The organism is Pseudomonas sp. D3 (assembly GCF_029320995.1).
In the GTDB taxonomy this organism is placed as follows: domain Bacteria; phylum Pseudomonadota; class Gammaproteobacteria; order Pseudomonadales; family Pseudomonadaceae; genus Aquipseudomonas; species Aquipseudomonas paraveronii.
Genome location: NZ_CP119772.1, coordinates 423,612 through 437,480, shown reverse-complemented (window position 1 = coordinate 437,480; position 13,869 = coordinate 423,612). Strand labels below are relative to the sequence as shown.

General features: G+C 61.0%; 11 protein-coding genes and 1 tRNA gene. 3 read left to right on the top strand and 9 right to left on the bottom strand.

Annotated features, from left to right (window positions below):
- Window positions 1-90: 90 nt before the first annotated feature.
- From P3S72_RS01910 to dibA, 6 genes are all read right to left on the bottom strand, one after another.
- Window positions 91-1,071 carry a sulfate ABC transporter ATP-binding protein gene (locus P3S72_RS01910; protein WP_276195795.1) on the bottom strand — a complete coding sequence of 327 codons (981 nt, stop codon included), beginning with the start codon at window positions 1,069-1,071 and terminating at the stop codon, window positions 91-93.
- Between the two features lie 3 nt (window positions 1,072-1,074).
- A complete protein-coding gene (gene cysW, locus P3S72_RS01905) occupies window positions 1,075-1,947 on the bottom strand; it encodes a sulfate ABC transporter permease subunit CysW (RefSeq protein ID WP_276195794.1) in 873 nt (290 codons plus the stop codon).
- 13 nt (window positions 1,948-1,960) lie between these two features.
- Window positions 1,961-2,779 carry a sulfate ABC transporter permease subunit CysT gene (gene cysT / locus P3S72_RS01900; RefSeq protein ID WP_247395722.1) on the bottom strand — a complete coding sequence of 273 codons (819 nt, stop codon included), beginning with the start codon at window positions 2,777-2,779 and terminating at the stop codon, window positions 1,961-1,963.
- A 168-nt stretch (window positions 2,780-2,947) separates the two neighbouring features.
- The gene (locus tag P3S72_RS01895; protein ID WP_276195792.1) at window positions 2,948-3,958 is read right to left on the bottom strand and encodes a sulfate ABC transporter substrate-binding protein; all 1,011 of its coding nucleotides are present in this window, start codon (window positions 3,956-3,958) and stop codon (window positions 2,948-2,950) included.
- Window positions 3,959-4,033: 75 nt separating this feature from the next.
- Window positions 4,034-4,216, bottom strand: coding sequence for a sulfur starvation response protein OscA (oscA, locus tag P3S72_RS01890; RefSeq protein WP_003170956.1), 183 nt, complete (start codon window positions 4,214-4,216; stop codon window positions 4,034-4,036).
- Window positions 4,217-4,517: 301 nt separating this feature from the next.
- Window positions 4,518-6,449 (bottom strand): phosphodiesterase DibA, encoded by a 1,932-nt coding sequence (gene dibA, locus P3S72_RS01885; protein ID WP_276195777.1) that lies wholly within the window; start codon window positions 6,447-6,449, stop codon window positions 4,518-4,520.
- Between the two features lie 166 nt (window positions 6,450-6,615).
- Between dibA and desA the strand changes: the two genes are divergently transcribed.
- Together desA and P3S72_RS01875 are read left to right on the top strand one after the other, a co-directional pair.
- Entirely contained in the window at window positions 6,616-7,800 is a 1,185-nt protein-coding gene (gene desA, locus P3S72_RS01880) for a delta-9 fatty acid desaturase DesA (RefSeq protein WP_276195775.1), read from the top strand.
- Window positions 7,801-8,001: 201 nt separating this feature from the next.
- Complete coding sequence (locus P3S72_RS01875) at window positions 8,002-9,003, top strand: sensor domain-containing diguanylate cyclase (protein ID WP_276195773.1); 1,002 nt, start codon at window positions 8,002-8,004, stop codon at window positions 9,001-9,003.
- 65 nt (window positions 9,004-9,068) lie between these two features.
- Here the strand turns inward: P3S72_RS01875 and P3S72_RS01870 are convergent, their stop codons facing one another.
- The 3 genes from P3S72_RS01870 to gabD form a co-directional block, all read right to left on the bottom strand.
- On the bottom strand, window positions 9,069-10,277 hold the full coding sequence (locus P3S72_RS01870; protein ID WP_276195772.1) for an HDOD domain-containing protein: 1,209 nt from the start codon (window positions 10,275-10,277) through the stop codon (window positions 9,069-9,071).
- Window positions 10,278-10,417: 140 nt separating this feature from the next.
- The gene (gene gabT / locus P3S72_RS01865; RefSeq protein ID WP_247400183.1) at window positions 10,418-11,695 is read right to left on the bottom strand and encodes a 4-aminobutyrate--2-oxoglutarate transaminase; all 1,278 of its coding nucleotides are present in this window, start codon (window positions 11,693-11,695) and stop codon (window positions 10,418-10,420) included.
- A gap of 182 nt (window positions 11,696-11,877) precedes the next feature.
- Window positions 11,878-13,320 carry an NADP-dependent succinate-semialdehyde dehydrogenase gene (gabD, locus tag P3S72_RS01860; protein WP_276195770.1) on the bottom strand — a complete coding sequence of 481 codons (1,443 nt, stop codon included), beginning with the start codon at window positions 13,318-13,320 and terminating at the stop codon, window positions 11,878-11,880.
- Window positions 13,321-13,689: 369 nt separating this feature from the next.
- Between gabD and P3S72_RS01855 the strand changes: the two genes are divergently transcribed.
- Window positions 13,690-13,766 (top strand) — tRNA-Arg (locus P3S72_RS01855).
- Window positions 13,767-13,869 lie beyond the last annotated feature (103 nt).

Genomic DNA, 13,869 nt, shown 5'->3' with positions numbered 1-13,869 from the left:
TCAGTCACTAAAGATGTTGACTGATCCACTGCAATCGGGGGCAAGTCGAATCGTCGCACCGCCCCTCCCACATTGGGTTTGTGGCGGGGTTTAGGCTTTTTGCCAGACCTTGGGCTTGAAGAACAGGGTTTCACCACGGGTCAGGCCAGTCAGGCTGTCGTGGTCTTTCACCACTTCGGCCTCGATCAGCTCGCTCTGGCCTTCGACTTTCAAGGTCACCCGCGTGGTCGCCCCCAGCGGCCGGATATCGCGCACTTCGGCCGCATGGTGGTCTTCCAGTTCATGACGTGACAGCGACACTTCATGGGGGCGGAACAGCACGTGCTGGTCTTCACCTAGGTGCAGGCGGTTGGAGTCGCCGAGGAAGTGGTAGACGAAATCGCTGGCCGGGTTTTCGTAGACGTCGCCCGGTGAGCCGATCTGCTCGATCACGCCCTTGTTCATCACCACGATACGGTCGGCAACTTCCATCGCCTCTTCCTGGTCGTGGGTCACGAACACCGAGGTCAGGTTGATGTCTTCGTGCAGGCGCGCCAGCCAGCGGCGCAGCTCTTTGCGCACCTTGGCGTCGAGGGCGCCGAACGGTTCGTCGAGCAGCAGTACTTTGGGCTCCACCGCCAGGGCGCGAGCCAGGGCGATACGCTGGCGTTGGCCGCCGGAGAGTTGTTCCGGGTAGCGGTCCGACAGCCAGTCCAACTGCACCATGTTCAACAATTCGTGGACTTTGACCGCGATCTGGCTTTCGCTCGGGCGCTGGTTTTTCGGCTTCATGCGCAGGCCGAAGGCGACGTTGTCGAACACGGTCATGTGGCGGAACAGCGCGTAGTGCTGGAACACAAAACCGACGTTGCGATCACGCACGTCGTGGCCGGAGACGTCTTCACCGTGGAACACGATGCTGCCTTCGTCCGGGGTTTCCAGGCCGGCAATGATGCGCAGCAAGGTGGTCTTGCCGCAGCCGGACGGGCCGAGCAACGCCACCAGCTCGCCACTCTGGATGTCCAGATTGATGCTGTTCAGGGCCTTGAAGGCGTTGAAATTCTTGCTGACATTACGGACTTCAATGGACATGGATTATTCCTCACCGCTTGCTGCGCGCAGGCGGTTGATACGGTTCTCGCTCCACTGCTTGAGCAGCAGGATGAAGAGCGCCAGGAGCAGCAACAGGCTCGCTACCGCAAACGCGGCAACGTGGTTGTATTCGTTGTAGAGAATCTCGACGTGCAGCGGCAAGGTGTTGGTCACGCCGCGAATGTGGCCGGACACCACCGACACCGCGCCGAACTCACCCATGGCCCGCGCGGTACACAGCACCACGCCGTAGATCAGGCCCCATTTGATATTCGGCACGGTGACGTGCCAGAACATCTGCCAGCCATTGGCGCCGAGCAGCCGCGCGGCTTCTTCTTCCTGGGTGCCCTGTTCCTGCATCAGCGGGATCAGCTCCCGGGCCACGAACGGCACGGTGACGAAGATGGTCGCCAGCACGATGCCGGGCAAGGCAAACACGATCTGGATGTCATGTTCCTGCAGCCACGGGCCAAAGAAGCCCTGGGCGCCGAACATCAGCACATAGACCAGACCTGCGATCACCGGCGACACCGAGAACGGCAGGTCGATCAACGTCACCAGGATGCTCTTGCCACGGAACGAGTACTTGCTCACGCACCACGCGGCGCTGACGCCGAACACCACGTTGAGCGGCACCGAGATCACCACGGCGACCACCGTGAGCTTGAGCGCCGACAGCGCGTCGGGCTCAAGAATCGCGGTGAAGAACGCGCCGAGGCCATTCTTCAAGCCCTGGGACACCACGATAAACAGCGGTAGCAGCAGGAACAGGAAGAACACCAGCCAGCCCAGGCTGATCAGGATGCGCCGCGACAGCGCACTGCCACGCCGGGCGGCGTTGGCCGAGGACGCGGCGGAGATAGACGATTGGGACATGTTCCGCGCCTCCTTATGGGTGTTCGATGCGCCGCTGCAGCAAATTGATCAGCAGCAGCAACACGAAGGAAACCACCAGCATCAGCACACCGATGGAGGTGGCGCCGTGGTAGTCGTACTGGTCGAGCTTGACCATGATCAGCAGCGGCAGGATCTCGGTCTTCATCGGCATGTTGCCGGCGATGAAGATCACCGAGCCGTACTCACCGACGCCACGCGCAAACGCCAGGGCGAAGCCGGTCAGCCAGGCCGGCAGCAACGCAGGCACGAGGATGTAGCGGAACACCTGCAACGGCTTAGCGCCCAGGCAGGCGGCGGCTTCTTCGATTTCCCGGGGGATATCGGCGAGGACCGGCTGCACCGTGCGCACCACGAACGGCAACGTGACGAAGGTCAGCGCCAGGGTGATGCCCAAGGGGCTGTAGGCGATCTTGAAACCCAGGTCGGCGGCGAACTGGCCGACCAGGCCGGTCGGCGTGTACAGCGCGGTCAGCGCGATACCGGCGACGGCGGTGGGCAGGGCGAACGGCAGGTCGATCATCGCATCGATGATCTTGCGCCCGGGGAAGGTGTAGCGCACCAGCACCCAGGCCAGCAGCGTACCGATCACGCCATTGATCAGCGCGGCGTACAGCGCGGTGCTGAAGCTCAATTTCAATGCCGCCAGCACACGCGGTGCGGTGATGATGTTCCAGAACTGATCCCAGGTAAGTTGAGCGGCGTGTACGAACATCGCCGCGAGCGGGATGAGTACGATCAGGCTGAGGTACACCACGGTGTAGCCCAGCGTCAGCCCGAAGCCGGGTATGACGGGGGAAATACGACGCGACATAAGAGTCCTTGGTTAGCAGGTCTGACACACAAAACCCGCAGGTGAATGCGTGCTCTGTAGGAGCGGGCTTGCCCGCGAAAAACGTCAACGATAACGCGCACATTCTGGGTGCACGCGGTGCCTGGACCTTCTTCGCGAACAAGCTCGCTCCTACAGAGGGCGGTGTTTTTACTGCGCCGTGTAGATCTGGTCGAACACGCCACCGTCATTGAAGAATTTCGGCTGCGCAGTTTTCCAGCCGCCGAAGTCTTTGTCGATAGTCACCAGGTCCAGTTTCGGGAACTGCTGGGCGTATTGGGCGGCGATTTTCTCATCGCGTGGGCGGTAGAAGTTCTTCGCCGCAATCTCCTGGCCCGCCGGGCTGTAAAGGTGCTTGAGGTATTCGGTGGCGATCTCGGTGTTGCCCTTTTTCTCGGCGTTTTTGTCGACCACGGCCACCGGCGGTTCGGCGAGGATCGACAAGGACGGCACGACGATGTCGAACTTGCCGGCGCCGCCGTCTTCTTTCAACGCCAGAAACGCCTCGTTTTCCCAGGCCAGCAGCACGTCACCCTGACCGTTGTTGACGAAGGTGATGGTCGAACCGCGCGCGCCCGTGTCGAGGACCGGTACGTGCTTGAACAGCGCTTGCACGTATTCCTGGGCCTTGGCTTCACTGCCCCCGGCTTTGAGGCCGTAGGCCCAGGCGGCGAGGAAGTTCCAGCGCGCACCGCCGGAGGTTTTCGGGTTCGGGGTGATGACCGACACGTCTTTCTTGATCAGGTCGCCCCAGTCCTTGATGCCTTTTGGGTTGCCCTTGCGCACCAGGAACACGATAGTCGAGGTGTACGGGGTGCTCGCGTCCGGCAGACGGGTCTGCCAGTTTTGCGGCAGGGTCTTGCCCAACTTGGCGATTTCGTCGATGTCACCGGCCAGCGCCAGGGTCACCACATCGGCGCGCAGGCCGTCGATCACCGCACGGCCTTGCTTGCCCGAGCCACCGTGGGATTGCTGGATCTTGACGGTGTCGCCGGGGTGGGACTGTTTCCAGAAATGGGTGAACTCAGCGTTGTAGTCCTGGTACAGCTCACGGGTCGGGTCATACGAGACATTGAGCAACTCGTAGTCCTTGGCCACGGCAGAGCCAGCAAACACGGCGCTGGCCAACGCGGCCAGGGCGTAACGGCGAATCGACGACATAGAAAGCTCCTGAAATTCTGGGGTGTTGGCTTTTTCTTATAGTTGCGGGTCTAGCGTGCGAATCGCCGTGGTTGCTTAGCTCGGTTTGTTACCCGGGTTCTGCAGGCGGAATTTTTCTTTGCGTTCGATCTGTACCACTTGAGCGTTGTGCACAGTGATTTCCACCGCGCCAAAGCGCAGATCGCGCAACGCGCTCTGGATCTCACGCAAAATGGCTGCTTCGTCCTGGCCGTCGACGCTACGTAGAGATGCGCTCATGGTCTCGCTCCTGAAATGAAGAGTGCCGCGCAGTAGCGGCACTGCTTGCGGCGTGAGGGCGATAGTAGATAAGCGCGGATATTCTTAAAAATACTATTTAAGAATGTTTATATAACCAAAAAGAATTTTCTGGCAGGACGCGGGGTTGCGAAGGTTTTGAGGGTGAAAATACTGACGCACAGACGCTGCTGACCCCTGGGGGAGCCGCGCTTACTCGCGATGAGGGTGTCGACAGGCTGCGAATATTTCGTCCGACAGTCCCTCACAGAGCGCAAGCCCGCACTCACATTTTGGCGGTGTTTCAAGTCTCGTTCGAGGAGGGCTGTCGAATAACGGGCGCCAGCGCCCAATCGATCTCACTCGCCGGCATCGGCCGCCCAAACCAATACCCCTGCCCCATGCCGCATTCGTGATCCAACAGGAACCGCGCCTGTTCCACCTGTTCAATCCCTTCCGCCTGGACCTGCATGCCCATGCTTTTCGCCAGGGCGATCACCACGCGCACGATGGCGGCGTCGTCTTCATCCCACGGCAACCCGGCAACAAAGCCCTGGTCGATCTTGAGCTTCTGCACCGGCAGGCGCTTGAGGCGCAGCAGCGAGGAATAGCCGGTGCCAAAATCGTCAATGGCCAGGCGCAGGCCAAGCTCGCGCAGGCGGTGCAGTTGCTCCAGGGCCACTTCGGGGTCTTCCATCACTGCGCTTTCGGTGACTTCCAGCTCAAGGTAAGCCGGGTCCAGGCCGGTGTCATGCAGCACCTGGGCGACTTGCTCATACAACTCGCGTCGCGCAAACATGCGGCTGGACACGTTGATCGCCATAAAGCTCAGCGGCGCGCCGTCAGCCAGCCACTGGCACATCTGGGCGCACGCCTGGTGCATGACCCAGGCGTCGATATCGGCAATCAGGCCGGTGCGTTCGGCGATGGGGATGAACTCGACCGGCGGCACCAGGCCGCGTTCCGGGTGCTGCCAGCGCACCAGGGCTTCGACGCCGACCAGGCGGCTGGTTTGCAGGTCGTGAACCGGCTGGTAGTAGACACGCAGCTCCTGCTGGTCGAGGGCGCGGCGCAGCTCGCTGGCAATCTCCACGCGGTTCTGGGCGTGGGCGGTCAACTCTTCGGTGTACAACGCGTAGCCTTCACGGCCGACGCTCTTGGCCTTGAACAACGCGGAATCAGCGTTACGCAACAACTGTTCGGCGCTCAGCGCGTCGCTGGGAAAAAGGCTGATGCCAATGCTCGCGCTGATAAACAATTGATGTCCATCAAAAACAAACGGGAGTTTCATCGCATCGAGCATGCGTTGCGCGAACGCGGCGGCTTGCACCACCTGTGGACAATTTTCCGCCAACACCGCGAATTCGTCCCCTCCCAGCCGCGCCAGCGTCACGCCGGGGCCGAACTGGCTTTTCAGGCGTTCACCGACCAGTTTGAGCAATTGGTCGCCGACGTTATGGCCAAGGCTGTCGTTGATGATCTTGAAGTGGTCCAGGTCGAGCAGCAGCAATGCACAGCCGCGTTTATGCACTTGCGCCGAAGCCAGGGCCTGCTCGGCGCGGTCGGTGAACAGCAGGCGGTTGGGCAGGTCGGTCAGCGGATCGTGGTGAGCGAGGTGCGCCAGTTCGTGCTCGGAATCCTTGATCGCACTGATATCGGAAAACACCGCGACGTAATGGCTGACCTGGCCCAGGTCATCGTGAATCACCCGGATGGTTTGCCATTGTGGATAAATTTCGCCGCTTTTGCGCCGGTTCCAGATTTCGCCGCTCCACTCGCCGGTCTGCTCCAGAGCCTGGAACATCTGTTGATAAAAACTCGACGAATGGCGGCCTGACTTGAACAGGCTGGGCTGCTCACCCATGACATCTTCGCGCCGGTAGCCGGTGATCGCCATAAAGGCCCGGTTTACATGGACGATCTGCCCCTGGGCATCGGTGACCAGCACCCCTTCGCGGGTGCAATCGAACACGGCAGCGGCCTGGCGCAGGCGTTCGCGGCTCTCTTTCAGCGGTTGCAGCCGTTGGTTGACGTGTGCAAAGCGCGCACAAATCAGGTAAATCACCAGGGCGCTGATGGCCACCCACACGTAGCCGCGCAGCTGCAGCCACCGGTTTAACTCGTCCGGGTTATCGAGAAACTCGATCAATACCCGGTGAGTAAGCACGACCCACAGCAGCGAAACCAGCAGATATACCAACCCTGCGCGCCGGGCCCCTCGGTATGAAAACAACATATGGCCAATAATCCTTACTAAAAAGCTAGATTCGCCCTACAAAGGTTAGGGATTATAGAATAAGAAACATCCGCTCACTTCTATCTGAAAGGTCGGCTGGTTTTCTCTGTAGGCTTAGTGATAATGCGTAAGCTGTTTTTTTCTTTATCTGAGGGCCATACAGCCTATGTGGTACAACGGTTTTCTTGACCTGTCAGCCTGGCAACTGGTGGCAGTCACCCTGTTGATGACCCACGTGACCATCATTGGGGTCACCGTCTATCTGCACCGCTATTCAGCCCATCGCTCCCTGGAGCTCAATGCTGGCCTGAAACACTTCTTCCGCTTCTGGCTGTGGCTGACCACGGCGCAGAACACCCGCGAGTGGACCGCCATCCACCGCAAGCACCACGCCAAATGCGAAACCGTCGACGATCCACACAGTCCCGTCATTAAAGGCCTGTCTACCGTATTGCGCAAAGGCGCCGAGCTCTATCGCGCCGAAGCGGAGAACCCCGAGACACTGCGCATCTACGGCAAGAACTGCCCGGACGACTGGATCGAACGCAAACTCTACACGCCTTACCCGCTGCTGGGTGTGGCAATCATGGGTGTGATCGACCTTCTGCTGTTCGGCACCATCGGTATCACTATCTGGGCGATCCAGATGATGTGGATTCCATTCTGGGCCGCCGGCGTGATCAACGGCCTGGGCCATGCCGTGGGCTATCGCAACTTCGAATGCCGGGACGCGGCGACCAACCTGGTGCCGTGGGGCATCATTGTGGGCGGTGAAGAGCTGCACAACAACCACCACACCTACCCCAACTCCGCCAAGCTGTCGGTGAAGAAATGGGAGTTCGACCTCGGCTGGGCGTGGATCAAACTGTTCAGCTTCCTGCGCCTGGCCAAGGTGCAGCGTGTCGCGCCGATCGCCCACCGCGTGGAAGGCAAGGGCCACCTGGACATGGACACCGCCATGGCGATCCTCAACAACCGTTTCCAGATCATGGCCCAGTACCGCAAGCTGGTGATCGGCCCGCTGGTCAAGCAGGAACTGGAGAAGGTCGATCACTCGGTGCGCCACCAGTTCCACCGTGCCAAACGCCTGCTGTCGCGGGAAACCAGCCTGCTGGATGACCGTCACCACCTGCGTATCCAGAGCATGCTGGAACACAGCCAGGCCCTGAAAGTGATCTACGAAAAGCGTCTGGCCCTGCAGCAGATCTGGCTCAAAACCAGCTCCAACGGCCACGATATGCTGGCCGCGATCAAGGAGTGGGTGCATGAGGCCGAGGCCAGCGGCATCCAGTCCCTGCGCGATTTTGCCCACCAACTGAAGACTTATTCGTTGCGCCCAGCAGCGGTGTGAACACGCCGGGGGAAGGCTTGCCTTCCCCCCGCGATCACTTTTTTGACGCCATTCTCCAGACACCCCTTAATCCGTCAAAATCGCCCCCGATGACGGAACTTAGACGCAATTCACCCCTCTCAAACAACACTTCGCCATCATGGCGGCCCCTTGTTGTGACCGCTGCTGAACCCTGCGGCGCGCCCAGAGAGAGTTGTGCCGATGGTCCAAAAAAAGACTCACCTACTCGATCCCCCGACCGCTGAAACCCCACGCCCCCCTACCGCAGCGAACTTGCTGGCGTTGATGCACGCCCAGGGCGAGGTCGAGCGGCTGAGTGAGCGTGAACAATTACTGAGTTCACTGCTGGTCAGCGTGAGTGCGGTGCTATGGGCCATCGACTGGGAGTCGCGGCGCGTGCTGTATGTGAGCCCGGCGTATGAGCGGGTGTTCGGCCGTTCAGCCGGCCTGCTGCTGGCCGACCACCGGGAATGGCGCAACAGCATTCATCCCGAAGACCTCGACTACGCCGAACACAGCCTGGCCCGCGTGCTGGACCAAGGCGCCGTGGAAGACCGCGAGTACCGCATCATCACGGCCGACGGGCAGATTCGCTGGCTCAGCGACAAGTGCTATATCAACCAGCAGGTCGAGCCGGGTGAACCGCTGATTGTGGTCGGCATGGCCGAGGACATCACCGACAAGAAACAAATGGAGCTGGAGCTGCACCGTCTGGCCACCACCGACGTGCTGACCCAGAGCAGCAACCGCCGGCACTTTTTCGAATGCGCCAACCAGGCCTTCGACAGTGCCTGCGCCCAGGCTGCGCCGCTGGCGTTCCTGCTGCTGGACATCGATGACTTCAAGGACGTCAACGACACCTACGGCCACCTGGAGGGCGATCAAGTGTTGCGGCGCATCGCCGAGAGCGGTCGTAGCGTATTACGCCGTGGCGACCTGTTCGGGCGGATTGGCGGCGAAGAGTTCGCCGCTGTACTCCCCGGTTGCGCGCCGGAGACGGCCCTGCAAGTCGCTGAACGGCTTGGCAAGGAAATCCAGGCGTTGAGCTTCAGCTATGACGGCCATGCGTTTACCGTGACGGTCAGCCAGGGGCTGGCCAGCCTCAACGAGCAAGACTCGACCTTGAACAGCCTGTTCGGCCGCGCCGACGCCGCCATGTATGAAGCCAAGCGCCTGGGCAAAAACCGCGTGGTTGCTGGCTAGAGGATCAACACAGATCAAATGTGCGAGTGGGCTTGCCCCCTCCCACATTTGAATTGCATAGCCCTCTAGGCCTTGCGCAACCTCATCAGCTCCGACAACCCCACCTTGAGCAAGCGCGCGGTTTTGCTCCTGGCCAGTGCTTCCAGCCCTTCATGCTCGGTCAACCGCGCCATCTGCGCCGCCAGGTTCATCACCAGCGCCTCCCGCGAATACACCCCGCCCTCCAGCGAGTAGACCGCCGCGATCAACTGGCGCAGCTCCAGCGGCAAGCGCCAACGCGTGCGCAACGACGAACCGTAAGCGGCACCCAAGGCGTGGAGGGACTCGCCAATCACTTCGTCATCCAACGCCCCGCCACCCTGGCGCCAGTCTTCCAGGCAGCGCAATAAGGCCAGGTCGCCGAGCCGATGCAGGATGCCCGCGCTGTAACAGCGCTCGTGGTCCAGCTCCAGCATGCGCGCCAGGCGGCGGGCGTAGTCGGCGGTGTCTTGGGACAACTGCCAGTGACGCTCGGCATACGCCACCAGGCCTGGATCACCCAACACCACGTGGTGCTTGAGGGCCAGACCGAGGATCAGGTTCATGCTTTGCCCGGCCAGCAGCGTGTGCAGCGCCGCCGACAGGGTCTGCACCGGCGTGCCGTGATTGCCCGCGCTGTTGGCGGCGGCAATCAGCACGGCGGTGATCTGCGGGTCCATGCGCACCCGGTCTTCCAGGCGATTGAGGTCCAGGCCCTCCGGCCCGAGGCTGTCTTGCACGGCGGCCTTCACATCGACCCACAGCGGCGCGCCATCGCAGGCATCGCGGCGGCGCTCGAGGAACACCGGCAAGGTCATGCCCGGCGCCAGTCGCGGCACTTCGCAGTACACGCTTTCGCCTTCGTTGAGCAGCAGGTCTTGCAGGCGCTGGGTCAGGCCTTCCATGTTCAGGGGTTTGGTCAGATACGCCGTGGACGCCAGGGGCAAGGCCTCACGCACGCTGGCGCTGTCATTGCGGCTACTGAGCAGGATGAACGGCAGCGCGGGCGAACGACGCTGCTGGCGCACGTTGCGCAACAGGCTCAGGCCATCGATGCCCGGCAGTTCCCAGTCCGCCACGATCAGGTCGTAGGCTTTGTCGCGCAGCAGCGTAGCCGCTTGCCAGCCATCGGCACACACATCCAACCGTGCATCGCAGCGCACATTCAACAACACCTGCTTGAGCAGGTCCCGCGACCAAGGGTCTGCCTCGGCAATCAACACTCGGGGTACAGCGGGCAAATCAACAGCACTCATCCAGCACGCTCCATCCGCAATGCCTGCACCTTAGACAATGCGGTGGCCTACGCACAATGAACAGCCGTTGAATGTGCTGTATCGGGCACAAAAAAAACCCGCCGAAGCGGGTTTTTTCTATCGATCGGTTCAGCCCGTGCTTACAGCTCGGAGAAGCACTCTTCGATGATTGCCAAGCCTTTGTCCAACTGCGCATCCGGCGCGGTCAGCGGGACCAGTACGCGCAACACGTTGCCGTAAGGGCCGCAGGACAGCAGGATCAAGCCCTTCTCACGCGCCTTGGCCACCACGGAGGCGACGGCAGCGGCGTTTGGCTTGTGGCTGTCGCCACCTTCGAACAGCTCGATCGCGATCATCGCGCCCAGGGCACGCACGTCGCCGATCACCGGGTACTTGGCCTGGATGGCCTTGAGGCCGGTGACCAGACGCTCGCCGACGGCTTTGCAGCGATCCAGCAGGTGTTCTTCTTCGAACACTTCCAACACGGCCAGGGCCGCGGCGCAAGCGATCGGGCTACCGGCGTAGGTGCCGCCCAGGCCACCTGGCGCAATGGCGTCCATGTATTCGGCCTTGCCGCACACACCGGCCAACGGGAAACCGCCAGCGATGGATTTGGCGAAGGTGGTCAGGTCGGCAGTCACGCCCATCTGTTCCATGGCGAAGAACGTACCGGTACGGCCGGCACCGGTTTGCACTTCGTCGGCGATCAGCAGGATGCCGTGCTTGTCGCACAGTTCACGCAGGCGCTTCATGAAGGCTTTAGGCGCGACGTAGAAACCGCCTTCGCCCTGCACTGGCTCAATGATGATGGCAGCGATATCACGCGGCTCGGCATCGTTTTTGAAGATGCGTTCGATGCTGGCGATGGAGTCGTCGTCGCTCACGCCATGCAGCTCGTTCGGGAACAGCGCGCGGAAGATGCCGCCTGGCATCAGGCCCATGCCGGCCGAGTAAGGCACGACTTTACCGGTGAGGCCCAGGGTCATCATGGTGCGACCGTGGTACGCGCCGGTGAACGCGATAATGCCAGCACGGCCAGTCGCGGCACGGGCGATTTTCACGGCGTTCTCAACGGCTTCGGAACCGGTGGTGACCAGCAGGGTTTTCTTGGCGAAATCACCTGGGACCTTGGCGTTGATTTTTTCGCACAGTTCCACGTAAGGCTCGTAGGCCAGTACCTGGAAGCAAGTGTGGGTCAGCTTGTTCAGCTGCTCGGTCACGGCCGCGATGATTTTCGGGTGTACGTGACCGGTGTTCAGCACGGCGATACCGCCGGCGAAGTCGATGAACTCGCGACCTTCAACGTCGGTCACCGTGGAGTTCTTCGCGGATTCGGCGAAGATCGGGTGAATCTGGCCAACACCGCGTGGTACAGCGGCTTCGCGGCGTTTCATCAAAGAAGCGTTGGTCTTGCTCATAAAGTCCTCATTCGCCACTCATCGGGTGGCGTGGTCCAAGGAATACGTGGCGGGGAGGCAACTAGGGCAGCATGCGATGATCGACTGCCACAGCGTTCCCGGCCACTACGAATAACGATGTAAAACGCGCAAAGGGTCAGCGCTCTCGTGCCCTTTGCGCTTGCAGCAATGCCTTGCCGGGCTTAGATGCCCAGGCAGAGGTATTTGATTTCCAGGTAATCCTCGATCCCGTACTTGGAACCCTCACGGCCCAGGCCCGAAGCCTTGATGCCGCCGAACGGTGCCACTTCGTTGGAGATCAGCCCGGTGTTGACGCCGACCATGCCATATTCCAGGGCTTCGGCCACACGGAATACACGGCTCAGGTCGCGAGCATAGAAGTAGGAAGCCAGACCGAACTCGGTGTCGTTGGACATCGCGATCACTTCGGCTTCGTCCTTGAAACGGAACAGCGGCGCCAGCGGGCCGAAGGTTTCTTCCTTCGCCACAGCGGCGTTTTTCGGCACGTTGGTCAGGATGGTCGGCTCGAAGAAGTTACCTTCCATGACCTTGCCACCCGCCAGCAGCGTAGCGCCTTTGGCCAGGGCATCAGCAATGTGCTCCTGGACCTTGGCCACAGCTTTGCCGTCGATCAGCGGGCCGGTGGTGGTGCCGTCTTCCAGACCGTTGCCGATCTTGAGCTTGGCCACCGCCACTTTGAGTTTTTCAGCGAACGCGTCGTACACCGCGTCTTGAACGTACAGACGGTTGGCGCAGACGCAGGTCTGGCCGTTGTTGCGGTACTTGGAGATGATCGCGCCTTCGACGGCCTTATCCAGGTCAGCGTCATCGAACACGATGAACGGCGCGTTGCCGCCCAATTCCAGGGACACTTTCTTGATGTCCTTGGCGCATTCAGCCATCAACTGGCGACCGATTTCGGTCGAGCCGGTGAAGGACAATTTACGCACGATCGGGTTGCTGGTCAGCTCGCTGCCGATATCGCCGGCGCTGCCGGAGACCACGCTGAACACGCCTTTCGGAATGCCGGCACGCTGGGCCAATTCAGCCAGGGCGAACGCGGAGAACGGCGTTTGCGATGCTGGCTTGAGCACCATGGTGCAACCAGCGGCCAGGGCCGGGCCGGCTTTACGCGTGATCATCGCAGCGGGGAAGTTCCACGGTGTGATCGCGGCTGTCACGCCGATCGGTTGCTTGATCACGATCAGACGCTTGTCCGGCTGGTGACCGGGAATCACGTCACCGTAGACGCGCTTGGCTTCTTCGGCGAACCACTCGATAAAGGACGCGGCGTAGACAATTTCGCCCTTGGCTTCGGCCAGCGGCTTGCCCTGTTCCAGCGTCATCAGACGGGCCAGGTCTTCCTGGTTCTCGATGATCAGCTCGAACCAGCGGCGCAGCTTGTTGGCGCGCTCCTTGGCGGTCAGCGCACGCCAGGCCGGCAGCGCCTTGTCGGCGGCTTCGATAGCGCGGCGGGTTTCAGCGGCGCCCATCTTCGGCACGGTGCCGAGAATTTCGCCCGTGGCGGGGTTGTTGACCTTGATGGTCTGACCGTTGTCCGCATCGACCCAAGCCCCATCGATAAAGGCTTGCTGGCGGAACAACTGGGCATCTTTAAGCTGCATGTCGGCTTTCCTTAACAGCACCGCGCGCGCGCGGAGCGAATTAGAGTTTTTGAAAGGCGCCTTGTGGGCTGCCGTCAGGGAAATCAGCCCCAGCGTGCAAGCAAGTGGATAGCGCACGGGAGACAGAGCGTTTGAAATCTCAAACGAATCCTAGGATCAATGGGGGTATAGGGCAATAGGATGTTCGAAAAAAAGAACAAAAACCGCACATTTGCCAGATTTATCGGATCAGCGACCTTCAACCCGGTTACCCGCCACCGCTCCCTCGCGCCCGGCGCAGAGCCCCAACACAGACAATTCCTACCCGCCAACGGCCAAAAACCAGCATGGACGCCCAAGGTCGACATGGGTATGATGGCGCCCGCACAAGCATCCGTAGCTCAGCTGGATAGAGTACTGCCCTCCGAAGGCAGGGGTCGTGGGTTCGAATCCCGCCGGGTGCACCATATAGCAGTCTCGGGCTGTCTCAGACAGTCTACGAAACACCCCAAGAAGCCCGCCCTGTGCGGGCTTTCTTGTTTCTGGCTATCCGTTCCTGTCTACCCCTAT

Excerpts from the sequence above, each read along its gene's own strand:
- P3S72_RS01910 (WP_276195795.1), bottom strand. The coding sequence starts at position 1,071 with ATGTCCATTGAAGTCCGTAATGTCAGCAAGAATTTCAACGCCTTCAAG.
- cysW (WP_276195794.1), bottom strand. The coding sequence starts at position 1,947 with ATGTCCCAATCGTCTATCTCCGCCGCGTCCTCGGCCAACGCCGCCCGG.
- cysT (WP_247395722.1), bottom strand. The coding sequence starts at position 2,779 with ATGTCGCGTCGTATTTCCCCCGTCATACCCGGCTTCGGGCTGACGCTG.
- P3S72_RS01895 (WP_276195792.1), bottom strand. The coding sequence starts at position 3,958 with ATGTCGTCGATTCGCCGTTACGCCCTGGCCGCGTTGGCCAGCGCCGTG.
- oscA (WP_003170956.1), bottom strand. The coding sequence starts at position 4,216 with ATGAGCGCATCTCTACGTAGCGTCGACGGCCAGGACGAAGCAGCCATT.
- dibA (WP_276195777.1), bottom strand. The coding sequence starts at position 6,449 with ATGTTGTTTTCATACCGAGGGGCCCGGCGCGCAGGGTTGGTATATCTG.
- desA (WP_276195775.1), top strand. The coding sequence starts at position 6,616 with ATGTGGTACAACGGTTTTCTTGACCTGTCAGCCTGGCAACTGGTGGCA.
- P3S72_RS01875 (WP_276195773.1), top strand. The coding sequence starts at position 8,002 with ATGGTCCAAAAAAAGACTCACCTACTCGATCCCCCGACCGCTGAAACC.
- P3S72_RS01870 (WP_276195772.1), bottom strand. The coding sequence starts at position 10,277 with ATGAGTGCTGTTGATTTGCCCGCTGTACCCCGAGTGTTGATTGCCGAG.
- gabT (WP_247400183.1), bottom strand. The coding sequence starts at position 11,695 with ATGAGCAAGACCAACGCTTCTTTGATGAAACGCCGCGAAGCCGCTGTA.
- gabD (WP_276195770.1), bottom strand. The coding sequence starts at position 13,320 with ATGCAGCTTAAAGATGCCCAGTTGTTCCGCCAGCAAGCCTTTATCGAT.